Raw genomic sequence first — 26693 nt, forward strand, 5'->3', positions numbered from 1 at the left:
GGTGATGACCGATCAGACCGACCGCACCGAACAGGCGGCGTCGCACGAGCCGACGGTGCTGGAGCTCGGCCTGCCGATGCCGGTGCGCGCGGACGGCCTTCCGTCGCGCGTCCGGATCCACGAGGTCGGCCCCCGCGACGGACTGCAGAACGAGTCCGTCGCGCTGCCGATAGAGGTCAAGGCGGAGTTCATCGCACGGCTCGCCCAGGCGGGTCTGAACACCGTCGAGGCGACCAGCTTCGTCCACCCCAAGTGGGTCCCCCAACTGGCGGACGCCGAGGAGCTCTTCCCGCTGGTCTCGGAGCTGCCGCAGCAGCACCCGGGGCTGCGGCTCCCGGTCCTGGTGCCCAACGAGCGCGGGCTCGACCGCGCCCTGGCCCTGGGCGCCACCGAGATCGCCGTCTTCGGCAGTGCCACCGAGACCTTCGCCGCACGGAACCTTAACCGGACCGTCGCCGAGTCGTTGGAGATGTTCGCTCCCGTCGTGCACCGGGCCACCGAGGCCGGAGTCAGGGTGCGCGGCTACCTCTCCATGTGCTTCGGCGACCCGTGGGAGGGCCCCGTCGGAGCCGGGCAGGTCGTGGCCGTCGGCAAGGCCCTGTTGGAGCTCGGCTGCGCCGAGCTGAGCCTGGGCGACACCATCGGCACCGGCACCCCCGGCCAGGTGGAGGCGCTGCTCGGCGCTTTCGCCGCGGCCGGCGTCGGCCCGGAGCGGCTCGCGGTCCACTTTCACGACACCTACGGCCAGGCGCTCGCCAACACGCTGGCGGCCCTGCGCTGCGGCGTCTCCGTGGTGGACGCCTCGGCCGGCGGACTGGGCGGCTGCCCGTACGCCAAGAGCGCCACGGGCAATCTCGCCACGGAGGACCTGGTCTGGATGCTGAACGGCCTCGGCGTCGAGACGGGCGTCGACCTCGCGGCGCTGGCGGCGACCAGTCAGTGGCTCGCCGGTCACCTCGGCCGGCCGAGCCCGTCCCGGGCGGTCCGCGCCCTCGTCGGCTCGGCCTGAGCGGCGGGGCCCACCGGCAACCGACCACGATCCCGGCCGACCAGGATCCCGGGCTGACCAGGATCCGGCCGACCAGCGGAGCCGACCGCTCACACAACTGCACACCACCCGCGCACCACCACCGGACGGCCGTCGCAGACGCCCACAAGGCCGCACGGCGGCTGCCCGTTTCCCTTCTTCCGCCTCCCCACCCTCAGGAGACCACCATGCTGGACCACCGCCTCGAGCCAGAGCACGAAGAACTGCGTCGAACTGTCCGGGAGTTCGCCCACGACGTGGTCGCCCCCAAGATCGGCGGGTTCTACGAGCACGAGGAGTTCCCCTACGAGATCGTCCGCGAGATGGGCCGCATGGGCCTGTTCGGCCTGCCGTTCCCGGAGGAGTACGGGGGCATGGGCGGCGACTACTTCACTCTGGGCCTGGCCCTGGAGGAGCTGGCACGGGTCGACTCCTCCGTGGCGATCACCCTGGAGGCCGCCGTCTCGCTCGGCGCCATGCCGATCTACCTGTTCGGCACCGAGGAGCAGAAGCGCACCTGGCTGCCGCGGCTCTGCTCCGGCGAGATGCTCGGCGCGTTCGGCCTGACCGAGCCGGAGGGCGGTTCCGACGCCGGTGCGACCCGCACCACCGCGCGCTACGACAAGGAGACCGACGAGTGGGTGATCAACGGCACGAAGTGCTTCATCACCAACTCCGGCACCGACATCACCGGCCTGGTCACCGTCACGGCGATCACCGGTTCGAGCGAAGAATCGGGCACGTCCTCGCCCACCCGCTCGATCTCGAGCATCATCGTCCCCACGGGGACCCCGGGCTTCACGGTCTCCAAGAAGTACTCGAAGGTCGGCTGGAACGCCTCGGACACGCGGGAGCTCTCCTTCACCGACTGCCGCGTGCCGGCCGCCAACCTGGTCGGTGAGCTGGGCCGCGGCTACGCCCAGTTCCTGCGGATCCTCGACGAGGGGCGGATCGCGATCGCCGCCCTGGCCACCGGTCTGGCCCAGGGCTGTGTCGACGAGTCCGTCCGCTACGCCGCCGAGCGGCACGCCTTCGGCCGTCCGATCGGCGCCAACCAGGCGATCCAGTTCAAGGTCGCGGACATGGAGATGCGGGCGCACATGGCCCGTCTGGCCTGGTACCACGCGGCCAGCAGGATGGTGGCGGGCGAGCCGTTCAAGAAGGAGGCGGCGATCGCCAAGCTGTACTCCTCCGAGGCCGCCGTCGACAACGCGCGTGAGGCCACGCAGATCCACGGCGGCTACGGCTTCATGAACGAGTTCCCGGTGGCCCGCTTCTGGCGGGACTGCAAGATCCTCGAGATCGGCGAGGGCACCTCGGAGGTCCAGCGCATGCTGATCGCACGCGAGCTGGGGATGCCCACCGCCTGACCAGGGGGCTCCCGCCTTGACTCACGGGATCCTGTCTGGCTCAGGGGGTCCCTGGGTCGAGAGAGCCCCTCTGCCCAGGGGACCCCGCCCGGTTCAGGGAATCCCGCCTCGTTCAGGGGATGACGACGACCGGGCGGTTGGCGCGCTTCGCCAGCCGTCCGGCGACAGAGCCGAAAAGGCGGCCGATCCAGCCGTGCGAGCCGCCGACCACGATGGCGTCCGCGGCGTACTCCTTGGCGACCTCTTCGAGCTCGTGGCAGATGTCGCCGCCGCGCTCGACCAGCACCCAGGGGACGTCGGCAAGGTAGTCGGCGCACGCCAGCTCCAGACCCAGCACCTCGGTGCGGTGGTCCGGCACGTCGACGAAGACCGGCGGCTCGCAGCCGGCCCAGACCGTCGCGGGCAGTCTGTTGGCCACGTGCACCAGCACCAATCCGGAACCCGACCGCCGTGCCATACCCACCGCGTAGGCGAGCGCCCGCTCGCTGGACACGGAACCGTCGAAGCCAACCACGACACCGTGGAGGAACGCCGGGTCGCAAGGGCGGACCCGTTGTGACTTGACTTCAAAACTGGGCATCGGCAGCTGGGGTCCCGTCGTCTGTTTGGGGTCGCGGGGCTCTCGGTGCTCGTAACCGGCCATGGCTTGAGGACGTTTCGCGAGGTGGGATACGAGATGTGGTGCGCTGGGCGGAGTACGGGGAGTCGACGGCAGTCGTGGCGAGGTGAGCCGATCAGCAGCCGGTTTTCCCCTTCCCTCAAGGGTACGGCGACATTGTGTCCGCGCCCAGATGCGGAGCGCACAGGGCGCGCAGTTCCCGCGAAAGGAGGATGCGCACGCCTGGGGCGTGCATGGAGCATGCCTGAGCTCCGGGCCATGTGCAACGGTGCAGACGCGGTCAGGTCGGCCTCAAGCCCGATTCACTTTCGGACAAAAGCAGGCGATCTGCCTGTCGCATATGCCAGCAGACTGAAACCATGCGCTCATGCCGCCTCTCCTCCTCTTCGATCTTGACAACACCCTCATCGATCGGAACCAGGCCTTCCGTGGCTGGGCGCAGCGCTTCCTCCGAGCACGGGCGCTTCCTTTGGAGGATCTCGGCTGGTTGTCCACCCTGGACTGCGGCGGGTACTTCCCCCGCGAGGCCCTGCTCCGGGCCACGGTCTCCCGCTACGGCCTGCACGTCTCGCTGGAGAAGCTGCTCGACGACTACGCCGAGACCATGATCGAGCTCATCGACTGCCCCGAGGAGCACCGTGCGGCGCTGCGGAAGGCACGGGCGGCCGGATGGACGCTGGGCATCGTCAGCAACGGCTCGACCAAGCAGCAGCAGGCGAAGATCGAACGGACCGGGCTGGACGGCCTCGTGGACGGCTGGATCATCTCGGAGGAGGCCAACTGCGAGAAGCCCGATCCGCTGATCTTCCGGCTCGCTGCGGATCGCTGCAGACGGAGCAGCACGACGGACGCGGCAGGACCCTCCGATCTCTCGGGCTTCCCGGACGTCTCAGGCCTCCTGGACGACGGGGACTGGACCCGCAGCACCTGGATGGTCGGCGACCACGCCCCCGCCGACATCGCGGGCGCGGCCGTGGCCGGCCTGCGCAGCGTCTGGCTCGACCACGGCCGCCCCTGGCCCGAGCTGGACTACCGGCCCACGATCACGGCGACCGGCATCCCGGAGGCCGTGGACGAGGTGCTGAGCGCCCCGCTGCTCGCCTGAGACGGCGCAGCGCCGGGCGATCCGTGGCCGGTCAACGGCGCAGTTCCGCAGGCGTGGCCGGGAACTGCCACCAGCGGGCGAGGCCGCGCTCGGTGAAGCCGAGACGGCGGTAGAGGGGTTCTCCCAGCAGGGTGGCCGTGAGGGTGGCCGGGCGGTCCGGATGGGCCGCCAGCCCGGCGCGCATCACCGCTCGCCCGGCGCCGCGCGAGCGGAACTCGGGCAGGGTTGCCACCCAGTAGAAGCCGACCGCCACACCGTCGTCGTGCGTCACGCACGCCGCCGCCGGGCGCCCGTCCACCCGTGCCAGCCAGCTCCGCTGGCCCGGCACGACGGCGTGGGCCGGAAACTGCTCGCCGCGGCGCCAGGGCAAGCGCTGCAGGATCGGGAAGCCCTCCACCACCACGCGCTCGACGGCGGCGCGGTCCTCCTCACGCAGCGCCTCCCCCACGGACAGTCCCGCATCCGTGACCGGGTCGCCGGTGGACGACCGCTCTGCGGACAGCTCGCGCGCCGGGGCGACAGCGGGGACGGGGACGGTCGGCCACTGGCCGCGGCTCGGCGTCTCGGGCGCACCCGGGTCACGCACCATCAGCGGCATGGTCAGCGCCGCCTCGAACCCCAGGTCGGTGAGGTCCAGGGCCTGCGTCGGGTCCTCCAGGCAGAGCTGCCGCGAGTCCCACTCCCGGAACACCGCCAGCAACTCCCGTCGCAGCGCCGCCGCGTCCGCGATCGGCTGAACCGCGAGCAGGACCCGGTGGGCGTTGTCGGACCGCACCGCGAGGAAGCCGGGGCCGTCGACACATGCCCAGCCCCGTGCCCGCGCCATGGCCTTCCAGTGGCTTGCGGCATTGCCGACCGCGAGTTCGACTCCCATCCGTTCACCCTAGAGCCTGGCCCGCTGCTGCCGGGTCGCGAGGAGCTCATCCGACCACGTCCCAACTCGCCTCACAGGGAGCGATGGCGCTGTCGACCCGATCCCGCCGACCCGCCGGTCGGGTTGTAGCGCGGATCGGCTCAAGGTGGAGTGCAGGAGAAAATGTGCGCGGGCCGTGCGCCCCCTACGCTCCAGGACGCCTCTTTTCGGTCAACTTGAGGACACATGGTCGTGGTTGGCCATATGCCCAGCCCAGGCCCTTGGGCCGAGCCCCTGTCCGATCGTCAACTGTGTTGGAACCGCGCGACAACTGGCCACAGCGCGGTATGCCCCCTTCCCTGACGGGGTGATGGGTGCCACGCTTCGAGATCGAATGCTTCACGCCAAATTGCCATGTCGACATAGCGTCTGATGGTGAACTAGTCGCAACAGCCGTGCCCGAGCCAGTAGATTCGATCTTGATGGGAACATGCGAGAGGCGGGGGCTCGCCAGGACCATCGCAGGACAGGTGCGGACGGCACCGCGGAACCACAGGACCGGGACGACCATGACAGCGAGGGGGGCCGGAGCGCCTTGAGCAGGGTCAGCAGGACTACCGTCACCGGGGACGAGGCGATCGCCGGGGTTCCGGTCGGCGCCACCGGTTCCGGCAGCCTCGCCAGCGGATCAACCGGCCTCGCCACCGCCGCCCCCCGCAAACTCTCCAGCCGACGACGCGCCGAGATCGTGGCCGTGCTGCTGTTCAGCGGCGGTCCGATCTTCGAGAGCTCGATCCCGCTCTCGGTCTTCGGCATCGACCGGCAGGACACCGGGCTCCCGCACTACCGCCTGCTCGTGTGCGCAGGGGAGAACGGTCCGCTGGCAACGACCGGCGGTCTCACCATGACGGCGCCCTACGGCCTCGAGGGCCTGGCCCGAGCCGGCACCATCGTCGTCCCTGCCTGGCGCTCCGCCGGCCAGACCCCGCCGGCCGAGGCGCTCTCCGCGCTGCGCAAGGCCCACGCCGAGGGCGCGCGGATCATAGGCCTGTGCACCGGCGCCTTCGTCCTCGCCGCGGCGGGCCTGCTGGACGGCCGTCCCGCGACCACGCACTGGATGTACGCGCCGACCCTGGCCAAGCGCTACCCCCAGATCCAGGTCGACCCGCGTGAACTCTTCATCGACGAGGGCGACGTGCTGACCAGCGCCGGCACGGCCGCAGGCATCGACCTGTGCCTGCACGTGGTCCGCACCGACCACGGCGCGGAGGCCGCGGCCGCCCTGGCCCGCCGACTCGTCGTGCCGGTCCGCCGCTCCGGCGGACAGGCCCCGTACGTCGACAGGTCTTTACCCGAGGAGATCGGCAACGACCCGCTCGCCGAGGTCGTCACCTGGGCCCTCGACAACCTCTCCAAGCAGTTCGACGTGGAGGTGCTGGCGGCCCGCGCGTACATGAGCCGTCGCACCTTCGACCGGCGCTTCCGGGCGCTGACCGGCAGCGCGCCGCTGCAGTGGCTGATCTCGCAGCGCGTGCTGCAGGCGCAGCGACTGCTGGAGACCACGGAGCTCTCCGTCGACGAGGTCGCACGCCGCTGCGGCTTCCGCTCGCCGGTGGCGCTGCGCGGCCACTTCCGGCGTCAGCTGGGCGTCTCCCCCGCGGTGTACCGCAGCACGTTCCGGGCACGTCGCCCGGAGCCCGGCGCGCCGGGCGGCAACGGCGGCGCCGGGGGGCTCGCCGGCGGCACCACGACGGGTACGGGGACGTCCGTGCCCGCGCAGGGCGTCGCGCCGACCGCGGGCGGGGACCAGTTCGGCGCCTCGCTGCCCACGGTGCCGCCCCAGGGCGCCCCCGGGCGCAGCCGTCCGCCCCAGCGCGTGAGCAACCGCTCACGTCAGCCCGGCGCGAGCCGCCCGGCGTCGGCCGACCACTCCTCCCCCACGGAGGACGGCCGCCCCGGCCCCGCCCAGGCTCTCAGTCATCCCGACAGCGCCACCGCCGCGCTCCGCCGCCGCGGCGCGGAACGCCGGTAAGAGGTCCCGGGCGGGCCCGGCCGGGGCCTGCCCAGGAGGCGCACGTCGGCAGCATCGGCTTCGCGCGGCTGCGCAGCGACACCGCTTGCGGGCACCAGGCGGGCAGTGGCCCCGGAGCCGTGAGGCGGTCCACTGGAGCCACCCCCGTTCGGTGCTCCCCGCATCCGCCCGTGCCCTGCTCCGCCGGGGTCTCCCGCCGCGCCAGAGCTTCGACTCCAGCCCCTTGTGGGCCAGCGGGGTCGACGTGTCGACTTGCACGGGCGAAGCGCGATGATCGACCATGACGGGTCAGCCGATCGCCCGCCCGGGTCCGTCGCGGAGGTCGCGGTTGACGTCGAAGGCAGGACGCGCACAAGCCCCGGGACGGTGAGCCGGATGAACGATCGCATGGTGTGGATCGACTGTGAGATGACGGGACTCGACCTTGAGCGAGATGCCCTGGTGGAGGTCGCCGCCCTGGTGACCGACTCGGAGCTGAACGTTCTGGGCGAGGGCGTCGACATCGTGGTCCGTCCTCCGGACGCGGCGCTCGCACAGATGCCGGACGTGGTGCGGGAGATGCACACCTCCTCCGGGCTGCTGGAGGAGTTGGCCGAGGGCGTCACCCTCGCGGAGGCGGAGGCGCAGGTCCTCGCCTACGTCCGGGCCCACGTGCCGGAGGCCGGCAAGGCGCCGCTGTGCGGCAACTCCGTCGCGACCGACCGCGGCTTCCTCTCGCGCGACATGCCGGCGCTGGAAGGTCATCTCCACTACCGGATCGTCGACGTGTCGTCGATCAAGGAGCTGGCTCGCCGCTGGTACCCGCGCGCCTACTACAACAGCCCCAAGAAGCAGGGCAACCACCGCGCGCTCGCGGACATCCGGGAGAGCATCGCGGAGTTGAAGTACTACCGGGAGGCCGTCTTCGTGCCGCAGCCCGGCCCGGACACCGAGGCCGCGCGGACGATCGCGGCACGCTACGAGCAGCCGCCGGCCTGAGACCGGTACGCCGGTGACACCCCCACGACCGGGGGTGCGCCGGACCGGCCGCGGCCACCGCAAACGTGGTCGTGAGCATCCCGACGGATCCTGTAGAGTTATCTCCGTCAGCGCGCGAGAGCGCAGCGGACAGATGGTGGGCGTAGCTCAGCTGGTAGAGCACTGCGTTGTGGTCGCAGGTGTCGCGGGTTCGAGCCCCGTCGCTCACCCCACCGAAGGCTTCGGGCCCGACCGTTCAGCGGTCGGGCCCGAAGTCGTTTACGGTCGTCAGGGCCTGAGGCCCGCTCAGGATCCGGGGCGCTCCTCCGGCTGTCCCTCCGGGCCCCCCTCCGTGGTCTCCTCCGGATCCGGGAACACCAGACCACCGGCCTCCAGCTCCGCGTCCGCCTGAGCCTCGAGCTCAGGGACGCTCGGCACCGGAGGCACGCTCGGCACGTGCTCCTCGGGCTTCGCCGCGGCTGCGGCCGTCACAGCGGCCGCAGCGCCCGCCGCCGCACTGGCGCTCGGAGCTCCGCCGTTGCTCCCCGGCTTGGGCGTCATCCCGTCCAGGAAGCGGAGCAGCTCGACCGGGAACGGCAGGACCAGCGTCGAGTTCTTCTCCGCGGCCACCTCGACGACCGTCTGCAGCAGACGCAGCTGCAGCGCGGCCGGGGTGTCGGACATGATCGTCGCGGCCTCGGAGAGCTTCCGCGAGGCCTGGAACTCGCCGTCTGCGGTGATGATGCGCGCACGACGCTCGCGCTCCGCCTCGGCCTGCCGGGACATGGAGCGCTTCATCGACTCCGGCAGCGCGACGTCCTTGATCTCGACACGGTCGATGTGGATGCCCCAGCCGACCGCCGGACTGTCGAGCATGAGCTCCAGGCCCTGGTTGAGCGGTTCGCGATTGGTGAGCAGGTCGTCGAGCTCGCTCTTGCCGATGATCGAGCGGAGTGAGGTCTGCGCCACCTGCGACATCGCGAAGGTGTAGTTCTGCACCTGGACGGTCGCGAGCACCGGGTCCTCGACCCGGAAGTAGACGACGGCGTCGACCCGGACGGTGACGTTGTCACGGGTGATGCCCTCCTGCGCGGGCACCGGCATGGTGATGATCTGGACGTTCACCTTCCGCAACCGGTCCGCGACGGGTAGCAGCAGGGTCAGGCCGGGCTCCTTGATGCCGCTGCGAACCTTGCCGAAGCGGAACACGACACCGCGCTCGAACTGCTGGACGACACGCACCCCCGTCGCCAGCCACACGGCACCCACGCCGAGCACCCCCAGGACGACATCCACAGCCAGCATCGCCATCACCCGATCTCGTCCGTACAGGACACACGGCAGCCACCCCGTCACCCTCCACGCTACTCGCGGGTCCGGCCAGGAGGAACGGTCGTGCGGACCTGATGATCAGCCGTTCGGGTCCAGGCCGGACCGTGGCAGCACGGCCGCGTCCCGGCCCGACGGGAGCCGCAGACCGGGCAGGCTAGGCGGACTCGCGGACCACCAGATCCGTGGAGAGGATGATCTGCCGATGACTACGACCGGGCGCCGCGATCTCCTCCAGTAGCAGCCGGGCCATGGCACGGCCCATCTCCTCGCTCGGCTGACGGACCGTGGTCATCGGGGGCTCCGTGTGCCGCGCCAGCGGTGAGTCGTCGAAGCCCACCACGGCCACGTCCGTCGGTATCCTGCGGCCGACCCGCCGCAGCGCGCGCATCGCGCCCGCCGCCATCAGGTCGGAGGCGCAGAAGACCGCGTCGAGGGTCGGCTCGCGCACCAGCAGCTCCGCCATGGCCCGCTCGCCCGACTCCTCGGAGAAGTCACCGTGGGCGATGAGCCCGGGCTCGACCGCCACCCCGGCCTCCTCCAGCGCCCGCCGGTAGCCCTCGATGCGGACGCAGGACGCCTCCATGTCCAGCGGGCCGGTGATCGTCGCCACCCGCCGCCGCCCCAGGCCGAGCAGGTGCCGAACCGCCGACCACGCACCACCGAGGTTGTCCGAGTTGACGTAGCTGAGGGGCTCCAGCTCGGAGCGGCGACCGCCCAGCACCGTGGGCAGCCCCGTGCTCTCCACCAGCTCGGCCACGGGGTCGTCGGCGTGGACGGAGACCATGAGCACCCCGTCGACCCGCCGCCCGTCCAGGAAGCCGGCCAGCCGGCGGCGCTCACGCTCGGTGCTGACCAGTATCAGCAGCAGCTGCAGCTCCGTCTCCGAGAGCTCGCTCGCCACCCCGCGGATGATCGAGGCGAAGAAGGGCTCGGAGGCGAGCCGGGTCTCCGTCTCCGGGATGATCAGAGCCACGGCGTCGGCCCTGCTGGTCGCCAAAGAGCGGGCGGCGCGGTTCGGCACGTAGCCGAGCTCGGCGATGGCCTGCTCGACAGCCGTGCGCGCCCGGGGGCTCACCCCGGCGGCGCCGTTGACCACGCGCGACACCGTGCCGCGGCCGACACCGGCCAGCGCGGCGACGGCCTCCAGCGTGGGCCGTCCCTCGCCGCGACCGGCGGACCTGCTGCTCATGGCGTTCCCTTCGTTCCCCTCGTGTACGGCGCGGACCGCTCGCGACCCGGCCCGACGCCCTGATGCGCGCCACGTGTCCCAACGCACCCGAGACCGGCCTCGTCACGTCAGCGTTCGGGTCTCGCGCGATCCGGGCACCTCGTGATGCGGGTCCATCGTGCCAGCGGCCGCCGGGCCGCATGTACGGAGTCGCGCGGGGCCCACGCTAGACGGGCGTCCACAGCGCCGTGGCCTCACCCTAGCGCGATCCCACGTCGAATGGGAGCGCTCCCAACTTTCGAGGGAAAGCCGGACCGGAGTCCTTGACATCCGTACACCGCAGGGCTCAGGCTTCCGGCATCAGGAACTGGGAGCGCTCCCATCGCCGACCGTCCATCGGCCCCGACCGGGAGCGCTCCCGCTCCTCCCGCCTCACCGCCATCCGTCTCGGAAATCTCGGGAGACTGCTGCGATGACCTCCGTCGGCACCACGCCGTCACTCCGCCCGCCTGGCCCTGCCGCCATGACGCGTTCCGCACGGCCCGACGACGGCCTGCTCCACTTCCCGCCCGACTTCCTCTGGGGCGCGGCCACCTCGGCCTACCAGATCGAGGGCGCCGCGGCCGAGGACGGACGCACCCCCTCCATCTGGGACACCTTCAGCGCCACGCCCGGCAAGGTGCACCACGGCGACACCGGAGCGGTCGCGGTGGACCACTACCACCGCTTCCGCGAGGACGTCGCCCTGATGCGCGACCTCGGGCTCAGCGCCTACCGCTTCTCGATCGCCTGGCCCCGGGTCCAGCCCACCGGCCACGGTCCGGGGGTCGAACGCGGGCTCGACTTCTACCGCCGTCTGGTGGACGCCCTGCTCGAGGCCGGGCTCACTCCGGTTGCGACGCTCTACCACTGGGACCTGCCGCAGGAGTTGGAGGACGCCGGCGGCTGGCCCGCCCGGGACACGGCCGAACGCTTCGGCGCCTACGCGGCCCTGGCCGCCGAGGCCCTGGGCGATCGGGTGAGCCACTGGACGACGTTGAACGAGCCGTGGTGCTCGGCCTTCCTCGGCTACGGCTCCGGTGTGCACGCGCCCGGCCGGACCGATCCGGCCGACGCCCTGCGCGCGGCACACCACCTGAACCTCGCCCACGGACGCGCCGCCGCCGCCGTACGTGCCGCGGTGCCGGACGCCCGGCTGTCCGTCAGTCTGAACCTGCACCAGGTCCGCCCGCTCACCGACTCCGCGGCGGACGCCGAGGCGGCGCGCCGGATCGACGCCGTCGGCAACCGGGTCTTTCTCGGTCCCATGCTGCACGGCCGGTACGACGACGACCTGCTCGGCGACACCGCCCATCTGGTCGACTGGGACCGGCTGATCCAGCCCGGCGACACCGTGGCCGCCCACGCGCCGCTCGACGCGCTCGGGATCAACTACTACACCCCGGCCTGGGTTTCGGCTGACGGGCCGAGCACCAGCGTGGCCCACGGGACGGGCAGCGGATCGCCCTGGCCCGGCTCCGAGTCGGTCGCGTTCCACCAGCCTGCCGGCCCCGCCAGCAGCATGGGCTGGCCGATCGACGCCACCGGACTGTTCGACCTGCTCTCTCGGGTGCACCGAGAGCGCCCCGACCTTCCGCTCCTCATCACCGAGAACGGGATGGCCTGCGACGACTACCCGACCCCCGAGGGCGAGGTGCGGGATCCGGAGCGGATCGCGTATCTGCAGGACCACCTGACGGCGGTGCACCGGGCGATCGCGGCGGGCATCGACGTTCGCGGCTACTTCCAGTGGTCGCTGATGGACAACTTCGAGTGGGCCTACGGCTACGCCAAGCGATTCGGCGTGATCTACGTCGACTTCGCCACCCAGCGCCGCACGCTCAAGTCGAGCGCGTACTGGTACGGCGAGGCCGCGCGCAAGGGGGCGATACCGACGCCCTGACAGTAACGCTGCGTAGCTCACGATCGTTGGACCGGGCGTGCACGTGTTCGCCACTCTGTTCGCCCGAGCGCCCTCACCGGCACCCGCCCAAGGCGCGGTTCCGGTTCCGGCCGATCATGTCGGCACCATGGCGTGGCTGCTGCCGGTCCTTCTGGGCCTGCTGCTGACAGCGATCGCGTGCTACAAGCACCGCGGCCTGCCCGGGGGGCACTGAGCCGCCTGCGGCCCGCCTCGTGCGGTGCTCGCGCAGTGCTCCCGCGGTGCTCCCGCAGAGACGGGCGCCGCCCGTCCACGTGTACGCACCTTTTGGCAACCGATCACCGTGCCCCGGCCCGTTCAGGGGATCAGCACGCAAGCCTCCGAGGTCCACCCATGATCACCTCACATCAGATACCCGCTGATGACTCACTGTCAGATGCCCTGCCCATCCATGACCAGGTGACGCCCTTCGGGCCTCGCCTCGGCTGAGCGGAGGCCGGCATGCGAGCACTCCTGCGAAGGCTCTGGTTCTATCTCATCGCCGCCTACGCGGCGATCACGCTCAACTTCTTCATCCCCCGGATGGTGCCGGGCAGCGCCCTGCAGAACTTCCTGGCCAAGATGAACACGGCCTCTCTGACCCCCGCCCAGCTCCAGGCCCTCCAGGCCCAGTACGGCGGCGGTCACCAGGGCCTGGTCGCGCAGTACCTCACCTACCTGGGCAACCTCTTCCAGGGCGACCTGGGCGTCTCGACCTCGCTGTCCGCGCCCGTCTCGACCGTGCTCGCCAACGACCTGCCGTGGACGATCGGCCTGGTCGGCTCGGCGACGGTGATCGCCTTCCTGGTGGGCACACTGATCGGCGTGCTGGCGGGCTGGCGGCGCAGCGGCCTGCTGGACGCCCTGCTGCCTGCGGCCACGTTCTTCCAGGCCGTCCCGTACTTCATCCTGGCCTCGCTGCTGATGCTCAGCTTCGGCTTCTACGGAGGGATGTTCCCGACCGGCGGCGCCTACGACACCGGCCGCTACGCGACGGTCACCCCGGGCTGGAACTGGCCCTTCATCGCCAACGTGATCGACCACGGGGCCCTGCCCGCGGCGACGGTGGCGCTGGCCTCGATCGCCGGGTGGATCCTCGGCATGCGCAACATGATGATCACGACCATGGACGAGGACTACGTCCTGGTCGCCGCCGCCAAGGGCCTGCCCAGGCACAAGGTCGTGGCGGTCGCAGCCCGCAACGCGCTGCTGCCGAGCATCTCCAACTTCGCGCTGTCGATCAGCCTCGTGGTCACCGGCTCGATCGTCACCGAGATCGTCTTCAACTACGCCGGTGTGGGCCGGGAGATCTTCAACGCGGCCCAGGCGGCCGACTACCCGGTGATGCAGGGCATCCTGCTCGTCGTCACCTTCACCGTGCTCGGCGCCAACCTGCTCGCCGACCTCGTCTACGTCGCGCTCGACCCACGCGCGAGGAAGGTGGCCTGAGCCGTGTCGCCCGTTCTCCGACCACGACAGCCGCGCCGCTCGGGCGGCGGCCGCACCCGCCTGCTGCGCTCGCCCAAAGTGGCCGTCGGCTCGCTGATCCTGCTCTTCTTCGTGCTGCTCGCGCTCTTCGGCCCGATGGTCGCGCCGCACTCGACCGACTGGCGGGCCTCCCGCCTCGACAACGTCCCGCATCCGCCCTCGGGCCGGTTCTGGCTGGGCACCGACGTGCAGCAGCACGATCTGTTCTCACAACTGCTGGCCGGCGGCCGGGACACCCTGCTGATCGCCTTCGTCGCCGGGATCATCGCCACCGTGCTCTCCGTGCTCGTCGGCGTGAGCGCGGGCTACCTCGGCGGCAGGGCGGACGAGGTGCTGTCGATCCTGACCAACATCTTCCTGGCCCTGCCCGGCCTGCTGATCCTCATGGTCGTCATGAAGATGATGCCGGACGGCGACACCGGGAACCCGCTGCTGATCGGTGCGGTCATCGCCCTCAGCGCCTGGGCCTGGGGCGCCCGCGTGCTGCGCGCGCAGACGCTGGCCCTGCGCAACCAGGACTACGTCGAGTCGGCACGGGTCGTCGGCGAGGGCCGGGTGCGGATCATCCTCTTCGAGATCCTCCCCAACCTGCTGCCGATCCTGGCCTCCTCCTTCATCTTCACCGTGATCTACGGGATCGGCGCCTACGCCTCGCTCTCCTGGCTGGGCCTGATCAATCCGACCAACGCCTCCTGGGGCACCATGCTCAACACCGCCCAGCAGTTCAGCGCGACCACCAGCGGCACCTGGTGGTGGTACGGGCCTCCGGCCCTGTGCGTCGCCTTCGTCGGCATCGCCCTGGCGCTGCTCAACTTCGGCATCGACGAGATCGTCAACCCCCGGATGCGCAGCACCCGTCGAGGTCTGGGCCGCGGGCGCGGTCCGCGCTTCCAGCTCGGCCTCACGCCGGTCGTCCGCGCCGAGGAAGGAATACGCCGATGACGCAGAGCCAGACCATCAGCCCTGCGCCGACCGCGCGAGAGCGCGAGGCCGTCCTGGAGGTCCGTGGCCTCGACGTGGACTACGGGCACGGGCCCGACGCGGTCCGCGCCGTCAGCGGAGCCGATCTCGTCCTGCACCGGGGCGAGGTGCTCGGGCTCGCGGGCGAGAGCGGCTCCGGCAAGTCGACGCTCGCCTACGCGCTCACCCGCCTCCTCCGTGCGCCCGGCGTGATCACCGGCGGCGAGGTGCTCTTTCACTCCCGGCCGCAGGGCTCCGACGCCGGCCCCCCCGAGACGGTGGACCTGCTGGCCGCCGACGCGGCCACACTGCGCCGGATCCGCTGGTCGGAGCTGGCGGTGGTGTTCCAGAGCGCGATGCACGCGCTCAACCCGGTGGCCCGCATCGACGCCCAGTTGACCGACGTTCTCAAGGCGCACCGCCGGTCGATGACGCCGGCCCAGCGGCGCGAGCGCGCGGTGGAGCTGCTGCGGATGGTCGGGATCAGCGCCGACCGCTTGCGCAGCTACCCGCACGAGCTCTCCGGCGGCATGCGGCAGCGTGTGATGATCGCGATGACGCTGGCTCTGGAGCCGCAGGTGGTCATCATGGACGAACCGACGACCGCTCTGGACGTGGTGACGCAGCGGGAGATCCTCGAGGAGCTGATGCAGCTGCGCGAGCGCCTCGGCTTCGCGGTCGTCTTCATCACCCACGACCTGTCCCTGCTGCTGGAGCTGGCCGACTCGATCGCGGTCATGTACGCCGGGCGCATCGTCGAACGGGCCAGCGCGGCGGAGCTGTTCCGGGCCCCGCGGCACCCGTACAGCCTCGGCCTCAAGGGCTCCTTCCCGAGCCTGCACGGCGAGCGGGTCCGGATGGAGGGCATCCCCGGCTCCCCGCCGAGCCTGCGCTCCATGCCGAGTGGCTGTGCCTTCCACCCGCGCTGCGCCTTCGCGATGGATCGCTGCGCCGAGGAGCAGCCCCTGCTGGTCACCCCGTCCCTGGAGCTGCCCGACGGTCGGGCCGGAACGGCAGGCGGACCGCCCAGCGACCGGTCGAGCGCCTGCTGGCTGCAGGACGGGCGACAGCCGGTTCCCGCCGCGCTGGCCCTGCCGTTCCCGCCCCTGCCCGCGACGGCCACCGTCGCGACGCCCGAGCCGCCCGCGACGCCCGAGCCGAACCGCTCCGCGGCCGGCATCGCGCCGGTGCCCCTGCCCGCGCCCGCTCCGATCGGCGCCGCGCCGACCAAGTCTGCGCCCACCAACGCTGCGCCCACCAACGCTGCGCCGACCGACTCGGCGCCGGTCGACTCGGCTCCGGTCGACTCGGCGCCGGCGGGTGCGACATCCGGCGCGACCGCGGCCACCCCTCCACTCGGGAGCTCCTCATGACCGACACCGCCACCCCGGCCCGCTCCGAGCGGGTGATCCACGGACCGGACCGGCCCGGCACCCCGGCCCTGGAGGCCCGCGGCCTGACCAAGCACTTCAAGGTCCACGGCGGCCTGGGCCGGGGTGCGGGGACCGTGCACGCCGTCGAGGACGTCTCCCTCGCCCTGCCGCGCGGGACCGTCACGGCGGTGGTCGGCGAGAGCGGCTCGGGCAAGTCCACCCTGGCCCGGCTGCTGACCCAGCTGATCACCCCGACCACCGGCGAGCTGCTGCTGGACGGCGAGCCGGTGCGCGGCGACGCCCGGTCCCGCCGCGCCTACACCAGCCGCGTGCACCTGGTGCTCCAGGATCCGTTCTCCTCGCTGAACGCCGTGCACACCGTCCGCTACCACCTGGAGCGACCGCTCAGGCTGCACGCGGGACGTCGTCTGAGCCGGGAGGAGCTGGACGCGCGCGTCCTCGCGCTGCTGGAGCGCGTCTCGCTCACTCCGGCAGAGAACTACGCCGACAAGTACCCTCACGAGCTCTCCGGCGGGCAGCGCCAGCGCGTCGCCATCGCGCGCGGCCTGGCGGTCGAGCCTGAGGTGCTGCTGGCCGACGAGCCCGTCTCCATGCTGGACGTGTCGATCCGGCTCGGCGTGCTCAACCTGCTCGACGAGCTGCGTGAGCGCGAGCAGTTGGCGATCCTCTACGTCACCCACGACATCGCCTCGGCGCGGTACCTCGCCGACTCGATCGTGGTGATGTACGCGGGGCAGATCGTCGAGTCAGGCGACGCGGTGCGGGTCACCGACGCACCGGCCCATCCGTACACCCAGCTCCTGCTCAGCGCCGCGCCCGACCCCGAGCGGGTCGAGGCTCCCGTCCTGCGCGGGCGGGGAGCGCCGCCCAGCCTGGTCTCCCCGCCCAGCGGCTGCCGCTTCCACCCGCGCTGCCCCTTCGCGATGCCGGTCTGCTCGGAGGAGGCGCCGCCGACGCTTCCGGCCCGCGACGCCTCCTCCGCCCGGCATGTCGCCGCCTGCTGGCTGCTGGATCCGGAGCACGCGTCGGGCGCGGCAGCGGGAGGCTCCCCGGCAGAGCCGGGGTCCTCGAAGACGTCGGCGGGCCCGGCGTGAGCCGGCCGGCCGGTGGCCCGCGTCCTCCGCCCCGGCGGCGGTGCCGCGGAACCTCGGGCGAGCGCCAACTCGCCCGAGGCGGTGTCCGCCTCGACTCACCGTGACCGTCCGGCGCTCGCCGGCCGGATCACGGCACCAGCACCGAACCACCCTTCACGGACCTGGACATGGTCGCTCATCACTGGCCGGCGCCCGCCGGTCGGACACAAGGAGCGTACGACAATGAGACGCAGCACCACCATCAAGAGCATGGCCGTCGTGGCTGCCCTGGGACTGGGCCTGACGGCCTGCTCGAGCTCCTCCTCCAAGGCCGGGGGCTCGGGCGGCAAGGGCAACATCGCCGCGGAGACCCTCTATCTGGAGGACAACACCGGCGCCACCTCGTTCACCGAGGACTTCAACCCCTTCGACGGCAACTCCTTCGGCCGGACGCAGAACACCGACGCGCTGATCTACGAACCGCTGCTGCAGTACGACACGCTCAACCCGAGCCAGGCGCCCACCCCGTGGCTGGCCGACAAGATCGACTGGTCGGCGGACGGCAAGACCGCCACGATCCACCTGCACGCCGGGGTCAAGTGGTCCGACGGCTCTCCGCTCACCTCGGCTGACGTCGCCTTCACCTACCAGCTGGTGACGGACAACGCCGCGGCGAACACCCAGGGCGTGCCGAAGGCCGCCTCGATCACCACGCCCGACACCGACACCGTGGTGCTCAGCTTCGCCGCGCCCGAGATGGCGAGCGCACAGGCCATCGGCAACCAGCTGATCGTGCCCAAGGCGCAGTGGTCCTCGATCTCCTCCCCGGCCACCGCGGTGATCAAGTCCTCGCAGGCGATAGGCACCGGGCCCTACCTGGTCGACGCCTTCTCCGCGCAGAAGGTCAGCTACAAGACCAACCCGAGCTACTGGGGCGGCAAGCCCAAGGTGCCCGAGGTCGCGGTGGCCAACTACGCGAGCAACGACGCGGCCACCACCGCGCTCGCCCAGGGACAGCTCGACCTCGCGGGCAACGACATCAACAACGTGCTCACCTCGTTCGTCGCCAAGGACTCCCAGCACAACCACCTGTTCCAGAGCGACGCGCCTTACTTCCCGGCAGGCAACACGGTCGCGCTGCTGCTCAACACCAAGAGCCCGACGGCGCCGGCCCTGGCCGACGTGGCGGTGCGCAAGGCCATCAGCGCGGGCATCGACCGCGCCTCCATGGCCAGCCAGTGCGAGACCGACTACGAACTCCCGGCCTCCTCGTCCGGCGGCCTGACCCTGCCGCTGGACCAGAGCTCGCTCAACCCCGCCACGGCCAACGACCTCAAGCCGGCCTCGGACGCGTCCGCGGTCCAGTCGCTGCTGAGCGCCGACGGCTGGTCCAAGACCGGCGGCAAGTGGACCAAGGGCGGCAAGACGATCTCCTTCACGATCATCGACCCGAACTCCTTCACGGACTACTGGTGCGACGCCAAGGCCATGCAGCAGACGCTCAACGGCCTCGGCTTCGACGTGAAGGTCAACGGCGACATGGACTACAACGGCTGGAACACGGCCATCACCACCGGCAAGTACGACGTGGCACTGCACTGGGGCCAGGGCACGACGGCCTTCCAGCGGCTTCAGTTCATCCTGGACTCCACGCTGACCTCGCCGGTCGGTCAGCCGTCCGCGGGCGACTTCAGCCGGTACCAGAGCAACGCGGCGGACACGGCGGTCAAGCAGTACGAGAACGCGACCACCCCGGCCGGCCAGCAGTCGGCGCTCAACGCCCTGCAGCAGCAGCTCTCGACGGACGTTCCTGCGGTCCCGGTGCTGTACGGCGCGGCCTGGTACGAGTTCAGCACGGCCAACTTCACCGGCTGGCCGACGAAGGACAACCCGTACGTCAACCCGTCGCCCCAGGATCAGGCGTACGAGTACATGATCCTGCACCTCACCCCGGTCAAGTGAGGCACGCCGTCAGGTGACGGTACGTCAGGCCGACGAAGGCTGCCTCCTGCCGTCGGCCTGACCGCCGACGGCGGGACCGCCGTCAGGACCGGAAGACCGCCGACGGCGGCTCCGGGGAGGCCTCCGCCTCGGCGTCGCGCACCGGCAGGGCACCGGCCTGGAAGTCCTCCAGGTCGGCGCCCTGCACGATGCGTCCGAGCACCGGATCGCCGGCCATCGACCGGCCGAGCTCCGCCAAGGGCAGCGGCGTGGCGGCGGCGAGCAGGATGAGGTTGCCGAACCGCTTTCCGCGCAGCACCGCGGGGTCCGCGACCATGGCGACCTCGGGGAAGACCGCCCGCAGCGTCGCCACCTGTCGGCGGGCGAAGGGGAGCCGCCCGCCGTCGGCGATGTTGGCCGCGTATCGACCACCGGGGGCCAGGGCGCGGGCGGCGGCCTCGGCGAACTCGACGGTGGCGCAGTGGGCGGGCACCCGGGCGCCGCTGAAGACATCGGCGATCACCAGGTCCGCCCACGCCTCCGGGGTGCGCGTGAGCACCTCGCGGGCGTCGCCGCCGCGCACGCGGATCTGCCAGGCCCGCTCCAGCGGCAGCTCGCGGCGGACGAGTTCGGTCAGCATGGTGTCGATCTCCGCGACCTGCTGCCGGGACCGCGGACGGGTCGCGGCGATGTATCGCGGCAGGGTCAGCCCGCCACCGCCAAGGTGGAGCGCGTTCAGCGGCCGCCCCGGCGCCGCTGCCAGATCGGCCACACGGCCGAGACGGCGCTGGTACTCGAAGGTCAGCCGGCTCGGGTCGCCGAGGTCCACGTGCGACTGCGGCGCACCGTCCAGCAGCACGGTCCAGGCCTGCGGCCGGTCTCGGTCGGGCACGAGCTCGGCGGTGCCGAAGGCCACCGGCTCACCGATCGGCGCGACGGCAGAGCCGCCCCGCCCGCCCGCGCCGCCACGCCCCGGCACGGCTGCATTCGCCGTCGTGGCCTCGCTGACCTGGGCCTTCCGCTTTCTCGCCATCGGTCCAGTATCCGTGATCCGATGAGGGCACCGGTCCGCGACCGTTGGTTGCCTCGGCGGCCTCGACGGATCCGCCCGGCGGAGCGGGCCTCCGGTCAGAGCCTGTCGCTGGCCGCGAGGGTGCGGGCCGCCTCGCCCAGGGCCGCGCGGAGCTCGACAGGATCGGTGAGCACGGGGCTCGGGCCGCCCACCGCGGGCGGCAGCAGCCAGTGCGACCCCGCGCCGGGGGCGGGCACGGTCCGACAGGAACTGCCCGCCAGCTGCCACTGCGCGGCTGTGCCGAAGGGGACGAGGAAGGACAGCGTCGACTCGGCGTCCTCCAGCAGCACGGCGCCGCAACCCCCGCGCAGCCGCAGGATGTCCACCGTCTCCAGCCCCTGCCGCTCGGGGACGGTGACGACCTCACACGCCGGACGGGCGACGGGCCGCCTGACCCCGCTGCGCCACCCCGCCCACCCCGCGTCGGCGCGCGGAGCCTGAGCGCGCGCCCCCTGGGCCCGCCCCGCATCCGCTCGGACGGAATCCGCCCGTACCGAGTCGCCCCGGGCCGAGTCATCGCATCCTGACTCGCTCTCCGTCCTGACCTGCACGACCGCCTCCTCGCTCGCGTGCCGGGCGCTTGCGCCCTCTGCCCCTGACTAACGCGCGGACACGGCCGGGGCCACGGCGTCCCAAACCCGCAAGGCGTGGCATTTCATGGCAGACGGCTGCGATCAGGCCCGACTGATCCAGAAATGTCGGAAAACCCAGCGTGTTCGAATTCTCGCTCAGAGTAATGTCGCTGGTGCAGTTCCGTACCAGGGGGTGCCGCATGGCTCACGTCTCTCTCCCTTCACCCACCTCTCCCAACCTGCGGATGCGCGAACGTCGCGGAGACCTGTCGCCGCGCGAGTTCGCGGCGTCGGTGCGGCGCGCGGCACGCGAGATCGGTGAGCACGTGTCCTGCGACGCCCGGTACATCGGCCGGATCGAGTCGGGGGCGATCCGGCGCCCCAACTACGCCTACGAGCGCGTCTTCCGCCACATGTTCCCCGGCGCCACCCTGTCCGATCTGGGCTTCACGCCGCGAGGGGAGTCACGGCGCGCGGCCGTGCTCCCGGCGCCACGCGACGAGGAGAACAACGACGTGCAGCGACGCACGTTCCTGGCCGGCGGCCCGCTGGCCGTGGTCACCGCACTGAGCTGGGACACCCCGGCGCAGGCGCAGAGCTCCCCCGCCGCCCGGGCCGTCCGGGGGGCGCCGTCCGAGGCGGTCGCGGGATCCGCAGCCCTCCCGGGATCCGGGGCGGTCCTGGATCCCGGGATGCTCCCGCCGTCGAACGCCCGGGTGGGCCTGCGGGAGGTGCGCGAGGTGGAGTCGGCGGTCCGTCAGATCCGGCTGCTGGACGACGTCCACGGCGCGGACACGCTGTTCGAGCGCGCCGGCCACACCCTGCGCACCGCCTACCAACTGCTCAACTGCGGGACGTACACGGCCCGGGTGGAGCAGCGGTTGCAGGCCTCCGCCGGGGAGCTGGCCATCTCCGTCGGCTGGCTCGCCCACGACTCCGGACGGTTGGCCGAGGCCCGCTCCCTGTACGCCGAGGCGCTGGCCACGGCGCGGATGGCGGGCGACGCCGCGCTGGAGGCGCACGCCTTCTGCAACACCGCCTTCCTCGCCCGCGACGCCGGGCGGCCGCGCGAGGCCGTCCGCGCGGCGCAGGCCGCACGGAGTGCCGCCGCGGGCCTGGGCTCGGCCCGCCTGCAGTCGCTGCTGGCGCTGCGCGAGGCCGGCGGCTGGGCGCTGCTGCGGGACCGCGCCTCCTGCGTCAAGGCGCTGGGCGAGTCCCGCACCGCGTTCGAGCAGGGCCCCTCGGACGCGGATCCCGAGTGGATGTCCTTCTTCAACGAGGCGGAGCTGGCCGGACTGACCGCCCAGTGCTGGGCCGCGCTGGGCGAGTTCGAGTCGGCGGCGCATTGGGCCGAGCAGGCCATAGCGCTCCAGCCGACGCACTTCGTCCGCAATCGCACCCTTTACACGGCTGAGCTGGCCCACGACCAGCTGGGTCGCGGTGCGGTCGTCGACGCGGCCGTGACGGGCATGTCGGCGGTCGCCCTGCTCGCCCAGGTCCGCTCCACCCGTATCCGTGGCATGGTCTCCGCGACGGCCGAGCGGATGCGGCAGCACGAGAAGGTGCCGGAGGTCTCCGACTTCCTGGAGCGGTACCGCATGGCGCTGGCGAGCTGACACTCGCGCGCGACACACAAGCTGCGCGGCCTGCGGGGTGGGGCTCCCTCGCGGGCCGCGCATCGGCCCACCGTTCGCCGCCCACCATCGCGCCCCGGCCCAGGTCACGACGGCCGGCGCCGCGCTGGCGGCAGCAGCGACGGCTCGGGCGCCGCGCTGGCGGGTGACGGGACAGGTCGCGGTTCCTGGGTGTGGTCCGAGTCCGTGGCCTGCCCCCCGAGGTCGGCCGGGCTCCTTCGGCGCTTCCACCCAGCGGGAGACGCGGCGGCCACGAAGAGAAACGCCTCAGGGCGGGCGTCAGCCGAAGAGGACGCCCCGGGCGGGCGTCAGCCGAAGAGGACGCCCCGGGCGGGCGTCAGCCGAAGAGGACGCCCCGGGCGGGCGTCAGCCGAAGAGGCGGGCCAGGACCAAGCCCGCCGCGCCGAGGGCGACGGCGTTGGGGCCGGAGGGGGCCACGCAGACCGTGACGGGTTGCCAGGTCGGGTCGGGTAGGCGCTCGGTGAGAACCTTGCGGATCTCCGCGAGGTACGTCTCGGGCGCGGCGAGTACCTCGCGGCCGCCCAGGACGATCTCGTCGAGGTCGAGGAGGCGGACGAGGTTGGCGATCGCCTCGCCGAGCACGACGGCCGCCTCGCGCGGGCCGCTCGCCGCAGCCCACAGGGCTTCGACGCATCCGGTGTTGCCGCAACCGCAGCGCGGGCCGTCGGGGTCGAGGGTCTGGTGGCCGAACTCGCCGGCATTGGTGCGGGCGCCGCGCTGCACCGCGCCGCCGAGGACGAGGCCGGCGCCCAGCCCCCGGTCCAGGTGGACGAAGGCGCGGTTGGGAGAGCCGAGCGCGCTGAGCACGCCCGCCGTGCTGTCCTTCTCGATCAGGGTGGGGAGACCGAGCCGCCGGGCCGCCTCGTCGCGGAGGGAGAGGCCGTCCCAGGACGGCGCGCCGGTGACCTGGTGCAGCACCCCGGTGCGTTGGTCGAGCGGGCCCGGCGAGGCGATGCCGACTCCCAGCACGCGCTCACGCGCCACCTCGCCGAGCAGCCAGGACACCTCCCCGGCCAGCAGGTCCAGCACCCGGCCCGGTCCCCAGCCGGCGAGGTCGATCGGAACGCGGCGGTCGGCGACCGCGCGTCCGGTCAGGTCGGCGCGGAGCACGGTCAGGGCGTCGCGGCCGAGTTGCACGCCCACGGCCCAGCGCGCGTCGGGCACGAGGGTGAGCAGGGTGCGCGGCTTGCCACCGGTCGACGGCCCGCGTCCCGCCTCGGCCAGCAGGCCGTTGTCGAGAAGTCGTTGCACGATCTTGCTGATCGCCTGGGCGGTGAGCCCCGACGCACGGGCGAGCTCCACCCGGCTGATCCCGACCTCGCCCCCGGCCGCCGCAGCCGCTCGGACCAGGGTCAGCACGGCCGCCGCGTTGTGGTCCCGCAGGGCGGAGAGGTTCGCGCCGGACGGCCTCGGGCTGGACGGACGCGCACCGCGCGGACTGCCCCCGGACGGCCTCGGGTCGGACGGACGCGCACCGCGCGGACTGCCGCCGGCCGGACTGGCGGCGGGGAGGGTTGCCCGGTCCGGCGGGGTGGAAGACGGGGAGGACACGAGTCGATTATGCGGGATGCTTGCCACTTAATCCACGCTGTTGTTTAACTGGTCCCATGGCGAACAGCACTCCTGACTCCACCCCCGCCGCCGGTCCGGGCGGCGCCGAGCCGCTCCGCGTGGGCCTGATCGGCTACGGCCTGGCGGGCGCGGTCTTCCACGCCCCTCTGATCACGACCACGCCCGGACTCCGCCTGGACGCCGTCGTCACGGCGAACCCGGAACGCCGCGAGCAGGCGGCCGCCCGGCATCCCCAGGCGCGGCTGCTGTCCACGGCCGAGGAGCTCTGGCCGCTCGGGCTGGATCTGGTGGTGGTCGCATCGCCGAACCGCACCCACATCCCGCTGGCCACGGCCGCACTGCAGGCCGGGGTCCCGGTCGTGGTCGACAAGCCGCTGGCGGCGACCGCTGCCGAGGGCGCGGAGCTGGCCGAGCTGGCGGAGTCGCGCGGCCTGATGCTGAGCGTCTTCCAGAACCGCCGCTGGGACGGGGACTTCCTGACCGTCAGCGAGCTGGTCCGTTCGGGACGACTGGGGCGGGTGCACCGCTTCGAGTCCCGCTTCGAGCGTTGGCGTCCCCATCTCAAGGGCGGCTGGCGGGAGTTGGGCGACCCGTCCGAGGCAGGCGGGCTCCTCTACGACCTCGGCAGCCATCTCGTCGACCAGGCCCTCACCCTCTTCGGACCGGCCGCCAGTGTCTACGCCGAGCTCGACGTGCGCCGTGCGGGCGCGGCGGCCGACGACGACTCGTTCGTGGCGCTCACCCACACCGACGGCACCCGCTCCCACCTGTGGATGAGCGCGACGGCGGGCGAACTCGGCCCGCGCTTCCGAGTGCTGGGCAGCGAGGCCGCCTACACCAGCTGGGGCCTCGACGGTCAGGAGGACGCGCTGCGGGCGGGCCGGACCCCGGCCGACGAGGGCTGGGGCGTGACGCCCGCCGCGATGTTCGGGCAGCTCGGCGCGGTGGACGACTACGTCGCCCACCCGACCCTGCACGGCGCGTACGAGCGCTACTACGCCGGTGTCGCGGCCGCGCTGCGCGGCCAGGCGCCCGCGCCCGTGGAACCGCGCGACGCGGTGGCCGCGCTGAAGGTGCTGGAGGCCGCACGGCGCTCGGCCGCCGAGGGACGGACGGTGCAGCTGTGACCACGACCGCCGAACTCATCGAGCAGGAACGCCGCCTGCAGTTCACCCGGTTCACCAACGAGGACGCCTGGCGGCTCGGCTGCCTGCTGGTCGACCTCGCACGGGAGCGGCAGCTACCGGTCGCCGTCGACATCCGCCGCGGGGAGCAGCAGCTCTTCCACTTCGCCGCGCCAGGCACCTGCGCGGACAACGACGCCTGGATCGAGCGGAAGATCCGCGTGGTGCGGCGGTACGGAGCCAGCTCCTACCTCGTCGGCCAGCGCTTCCGGGAGCAGGGCAGCAGTTTCGAGGAGAAGTCGCGCCTCGACCCCGACCAGTACGCGGCGCACGGCGGCGCGTTCCCGATCGTGATCGCGGACGTCGGTCTGGTGGGGACGGTCGCCGTCTCGGGACTGCCGCAGGTGGACGACCACAAGCTGGTGGTCGAGGCGCTGGAGCACTTCTTGGAGGGATGACAGCCGACACGGACGGCAGGCCGTGGGCAGCAGGCCTGAGGGATGACTGCCCCAGCAGCGACGTCAGACGAGGTGCGCGGCGTCGTTCCAGCGCTCGATGGCACGCTCCGCGTACTCCCAGGTCAGCACGGACAGCGTGGCCGGGCCCAGCTTGAACTGCTGGCCGCCCTCGGGCGGCAGGCCGAGCCAGCGGGCGGTCATGATCCGCAGCAGGTGGCCGTGGGCGAAGACGACGACGTCGTGGTCGGCGGCGTGCATCACCGTCGAGTCGGGGTCGGGTACGCCCACGCGGGCGTCCAGCTCGGCGAGGAACGCGTCGACCCGGGCGCCGACCTCGGCGAGCTTCTCGCCGCCCGGGACGCCGTCGCGCCAGATCAGCCAGCCCGGTTCGCGCTCGGCCCGGATGTCCGGGCCGGTCAGGCCCTCGTAGCCGCCGTAGTCCCACTCCTGCAGCCGTTCGTCGGTGCGCAGGCGCGCGCCGAAGCCGGCGAGCTCGGCGGTCTCGCGGGCCCGGGAGAGCGGGCTGCTGACGATCTCCGCGTCCGCGAGCCCGTTCCACGGCGCGGCGGCGAGGCGCGCGCCCAGGCGGCGCGCCATGTCGCGCCCCTCGTCGGTCAGCGGCACGTCGGTGCGACCGGTGTGCCGACCGGTGGCGGACCAGCTGGTCTCACCGTGCCGAACCAGAATGATCCGCGCGGGCATGCGTGCCTCCTCGGGCAACGCCGGGGACCGGCCGCACGCCGCGCTGCGCGCATCCGGTGCACTCCGGGACGGGAAATCAACGAGTACTCCCATGATCTCGGACTCCGCGGCAGCCCGCGCACGCGGGCCGGATCGCGAGACCGGGCGGATGCGTGCCCGCTCCAGGGGCGCACCGGGCGGCCTCTGCACTCCCGCAAGGGCCTGGGACGCCCGAGGGCTCGTCGGCCGATGAGCCATGGTGTCGGCAGAGCGCGCCGGG

General features: G+C 72.3%; 21 protein-coding genes, 1 tRNA gene and 1 pseudogene. 15 read left to right on the plus strand and 8 right to left on the minus strand.

Annotated features, from left to right (window positions below; all coding sequences use genetic code 11):
- Positions 1–76 precede the first annotated feature (76 nt).
- Together TR48_RS16030 and TR48_RS16035 are read left to right on the plus strand one after the other, a co-directional pair.
- Positions 77–1009, plus strand: a complete 933-nt coding sequence (locus TR48_RS16030) for a hydroxymethylglutaryl-CoA lyase (protein ID WP_042367567.1) — start codon at positions 77–79, stop codon at positions 1007–1009.
- Between the two features lie 209 nt (positions 1010–1218).
- Positions 1219–2397, plus strand: coding sequence for an acyl-CoA dehydrogenase family protein (locus tag TR48_RS16035; protein ID WP_042367569.1), 1179 nt, complete (start codon positions 1219–1221; stop codon positions 2395–2397).
- Between the two features lie 112 nt (positions 2398–2509).
- Here TR48_RS16035 and TR48_RS16040 read toward each other — a convergent pair whose 3' ends face one another.
- Positions 2510–3040: a universal stress protein gene (locus tag TR48_RS16040; RefSeq protein WP_042367478.1), complete on the minus strand. Its 531-nt coding sequence runs from the start codon at positions 3038–3040 to the stop codon at positions 2510–2512.
- A 343-nt stretch (positions 3041–3383) separates the two neighbouring features.
- Here TR48_RS16040 and TR48_RS16045 point away from each other — a divergent pair, with 343 nt between their 5' ends.
- A complete protein-coding gene (locus tag TR48_RS16045) occupies positions 3384–4121 on the plus strand; it encodes an HAD family hydrolase (protein WP_042367480.1) in 738 nt (245 codons plus the stop codon).
- A gap of 31 nt (positions 4122–4152) precedes the next feature.
- Here the strand turns inward: TR48_RS16045 and TR48_RS16050 are convergent, their stop codons facing one another.
- Positions 4153–4995: a GNAT family N-acetyltransferase gene (locus tag TR48_RS16050; RefSeq protein ID WP_152627994.1), complete on the minus strand. Its 843-nt coding sequence runs from the start codon at positions 4993–4995 to the stop codon at positions 4153–4155.
- 724 nt (positions 4996–5719) lie between these two features.
- On the opposite strand from TR48_RS16050, the gene TR48_RS16055 reads away from it, so the two are divergent.
- From TR48_RS16055 to TR48_RS16065, 3 genes are all read left to right on the plus strand, one after another.
- On the plus strand, positions 5720–7006 hold the full coding sequence (locus TR48_RS16055) for a helix-turn-helix domain-containing protein (protein ID WP_236652170.1): 1287 nt from the start codon (positions 5720–5722) through the stop codon (positions 7004–7006).
- Between the two features lie 375 nt (positions 7007–7381).
- Positions 7382–7984, plus strand: a complete 603-nt coding sequence (gene orn / locus TR48_RS16060; RefSeq protein ID WP_042367485.1) for an oligoribonuclease — start codon at positions 7382–7384, stop codon at positions 7982–7984.
- Positions 7985–8120: 136 nt separating this feature from the next.
- Positions 8121–8196, plus strand: a tRNA-His gene (locus tag TR48_RS16065).
- Between the two features lie 73 nt (positions 8197–8269).
- Here the strand turns inward: TR48_RS16065 and TR48_RS16070 are convergent.
- Positions 8270–9268, minus strand: coding sequence for a slipin family protein (locus TR48_RS16070; protein ID WP_084729483.1), 999 nt, complete (start codon positions 9266–9268; stop codon positions 8270–8272).
- 181 nt (positions 9269–9449) lie between these two features.
- Positions 9450–10484 (minus strand): LacI family DNA-binding transcriptional regulator, encoded by a 1035-nt coding sequence (locus TR48_RS16075; RefSeq protein WP_042367488.1) that lies wholly within the window; start codon positions 10482–10484, stop codon positions 9450–9452.
- A gap of 502 nt (positions 10485–10986) precedes the next feature.
- Between TR48_RS16075 and TR48_RS16080 the strand changes: the two genes are divergently transcribed.
- From TR48_RS16080 to TR48_RS16105, 6 genes and pseudogenes are all read left to right on the plus strand, one after another.
- Positions 10987–12405 (plus strand): GH1 family beta-glucosidase, encoded by a 1419-nt coding sequence (locus TR48_RS16080; protein ID WP_042367576.1) that lies wholly within the window; start codon positions 10987–10989, stop codon positions 12403–12405.
- A gap of 480 nt (positions 12406–12885) precedes the next feature.
- On the plus strand, positions 12886–13872 hold the full coding sequence (locus TR48_RS16085) for an ABC transporter permease (protein WP_042367490.1): 987 nt from the start codon (positions 12886–12888) through the stop codon (positions 13870–13872).
- Positions 13873–13875: 3 nt separating this feature from the next.
- Entirely contained in the window at positions 13876–14853 is a 978-nt protein-coding gene (locus tag TR48_RS16090) for an ABC transporter permease (protein ID WP_042367492.1), read from the plus strand.
- A pseudogene (locus TR48_RS16095) lies at positions 14850–15854 on the plus strand (ABC transporter ATP-binding protein); the annotation flags it as partial. The gene TR48_RS16090 and the pseudogene TR48_RS16095, both read left to right, overlap by 4 nt.
- A gap of 386 nt (positions 15855–16240) precedes the next feature.
- Entirely contained in the window at positions 16241–17359 is a 1119-nt protein-coding gene (locus TR48_RS16100; RefSeq protein WP_042367493.1) for an ABC transporter ATP-binding protein, read from the plus strand.
- A 222-nt stretch (positions 17360–17581) separates the two neighbouring features.
- Positions 17582–19300: an ABC transporter substrate-binding protein gene (locus tag TR48_RS16105; RefSeq protein WP_042367495.1), complete on the plus strand. Its 1719-nt coding sequence runs from the start codon at positions 17582–17584 to the stop codon at positions 19298–19300.
- Positions 19301–19382: 82 nt separating this feature from the next.
- Here the strand turns inward: TR48_RS16105 and TR48_RS16110 are convergent, their stop codons facing one another.
- Both TR48_RS16110 and TR48_RS45575 read right to left on the minus strand, forming a co-directional pair.
- Positions 19383–20312: a spermidine synthase gene (locus TR48_RS16110; RefSeq protein ID WP_170183534.1), complete on the minus strand. Its 930-nt coding sequence runs from the start codon at positions 20310–20312 to the stop codon at positions 19383–19385.
- A gap of 95 nt (positions 20313–20407) precedes the next feature.
- Positions 20408–20677, minus strand: a complete 270-nt coding sequence (locus tag TR48_RS45575) for a hypothetical protein (protein WP_236652169.1) — start codon at positions 20675–20677, stop codon at positions 20408–20410.
- 446 nt (positions 20678–21123) lie between these two features.
- On the opposite strand from TR48_RS45575, the gene TR48_RS16120 reads away from it, so the two are divergent.
- Entirely contained in the window at positions 21124–22539 is a 1416-nt protein-coding gene (locus TR48_RS16120) for an NsdA family TPR-like regulatory protein (RefSeq protein WP_042367497.1), read from the plus strand.
- A 384-nt stretch (positions 22540–22923) separates the two neighbouring features.
- On the opposite strand, the gene TR48_RS16125 is transcribed toward TR48_RS16120, so the two are convergent.
- A complete protein-coding gene (locus tag TR48_RS16125) occupies positions 22924–24129 on the minus strand; it encodes an ROK family protein (RefSeq protein WP_084729475.1) in 1206 nt (401 codons plus the stop codon).
- 56 nt (positions 24130–24185) lie between these two features.
- Here TR48_RS16125 and TR48_RS16130 point away from each other — a divergent pair, with 56 nt between their 5' ends.
- Both TR48_RS16130 and TR48_RS16135 read left to right on the plus strand, forming a co-directional pair.
- Entirely contained in the window at positions 24186–25277 is a 1092-nt protein-coding gene (locus tag TR48_RS16130) for a Gfo/Idh/MocA family oxidoreductase (protein WP_042367499.1), read from the plus strand.
- Complete coding sequence (locus tag TR48_RS16135; RefSeq protein ID WP_042367501.1) at positions 25274–25732, plus strand: heme-degrading domain-containing protein; 459 nt, start codon at positions 25274–25276, stop codon at positions 25730–25732. Before TR48_RS16130 ends, TR48_RS16135 begins: the two co-directional genes overlap by 4 nt.
- A 63-nt stretch (positions 25733–25795) precedes the next feature.
- Here the strand turns inward: TR48_RS16135 and TR48_RS16140 are convergent, their stop codons facing one another.
- Entirely contained in the window at positions 25796–26434 is a 639-nt protein-coding gene (locus tag TR48_RS16140) for a histidine phosphatase family protein (RefSeq protein WP_042367503.1), read from the minus strand.
- Between the last annotated feature and the right edge of the window lie 259 nt (positions 26435–26693).

It is taken from the genome of Streptacidiphilus neutrinimicus, assembly GCF_000787815.1.
GTDB lineage: Bacteria > Actinomycetota > Actinomycetes > Streptomycetales > Streptomycetaceae > Streptacidiphilus > Streptacidiphilus neutrinimicus.

What these genes read in the sequence shown, in the direction of transcription:
- TR48_RS16030 (WP_042367567.1), top strand. Translation starts at nt 77, where the DNA reads ATGCCGGTGCGCGCGGACGGCCTTCCGTCGCGCGTCCGGATCCACGAG.
- TR48_RS16040 (WP_042367478.1), bottom strand. Translation starts at nt 3,040, where the DNA reads ATGGCCGGTTACGAGCACCGAGAGCCCCGCGACCCCAAACAGACGACG.
- TR48_RS16045 (WP_042367480.1), top strand. Translation starts at nt 3,384, where the DNA reads ATGCCGCCTCTCCTCCTCTTCGATCTTGACAACACCCTCATCGATCGG.
- TR48_RS16050 (WP_152627994.1), bottom strand. Translation starts at nt 4,995, where the DNA reads ATGGGAGTCGAACTCGCGGTCGGCAATGCCGCAAGCCACTGGAAGGCC.
- orn (WP_042367485.1), top strand. Translation starts at nt 7,382, where the DNA reads ATGAACGATCGCATGGTGTGGATCGACTGTGAGATGACGGGACTCGAC.
- TR48_RS16070 (WP_084729483.1), bottom strand. Translation starts at nt 9,268, where the DNA reads ATGCTGGCTGTGGATGTCGTCCTGGGGGTGCTCGGCGTGGGTGCCGTG.
- TR48_RS16075 (WP_042367488.1), bottom strand. Translation starts at nt 10,484, where the DNA reads ATGAGCAGCAGGTCCGCCGGTCGCGGCGAGGGACGGCCCACGCTGGAG.
- TR48_RS16080 (WP_042367576.1), top strand. Translation starts at nt 10,987, where the DNA reads ATGACGCGTTCCGCACGGCCCGACGACGGCCTGCTCCACTTCCCGCCC.
- TR48_RS16085 (WP_042367490.1), top strand. Translation starts at nt 12,886, where the DNA reads ATGCGAGCACTCCTGCGAAGGCTCTGGTTCTATCTCATCGCCGCCTAC.
- TR48_RS16100 (WP_042367493.1), top strand. Translation starts at nt 16,241, where the DNA reads ATGACCGACACCGCCACCCCGGCCCGCTCCGAGCGGGTGATCCACGGA.
- TR48_RS16105 (WP_042367495.1), top strand. Translation starts at nt 17,582, where the DNA reads ATGAGACGCAGCACCACCATCAAGAGCATGGCCGTCGTGGCTGCCCTG.
- TR48_RS16110 (WP_170183534.1), bottom strand. Translation starts at nt 20,312, where the DNA reads ATGGCGAGAAAGCGGAAGGCCCAGGTCAGCGAGGCCACGACGGCGAAT.
- TR48_RS16120 (WP_042367497.1), top strand. Translation starts at nt 21,124, where the DNA reads ATGGCTCACGTCTCTCTCCCTTCACCCACCTCTCCCAACCTGCGGATG.
- TR48_RS16130 (WP_042367499.1), top strand. Translation starts at nt 24,186, where the DNA reads ATGGCGAACAGCACTCCTGACTCCACCCCCGCCGCCGGTCCGGGCGGC.
- TR48_RS16140 (WP_042367503.1), bottom strand. Translation starts at nt 26,434, where the DNA reads ATGCCCGCGCGGATCATTCTGGTTCGGCACGGTGAGACCAGCTGGTCC.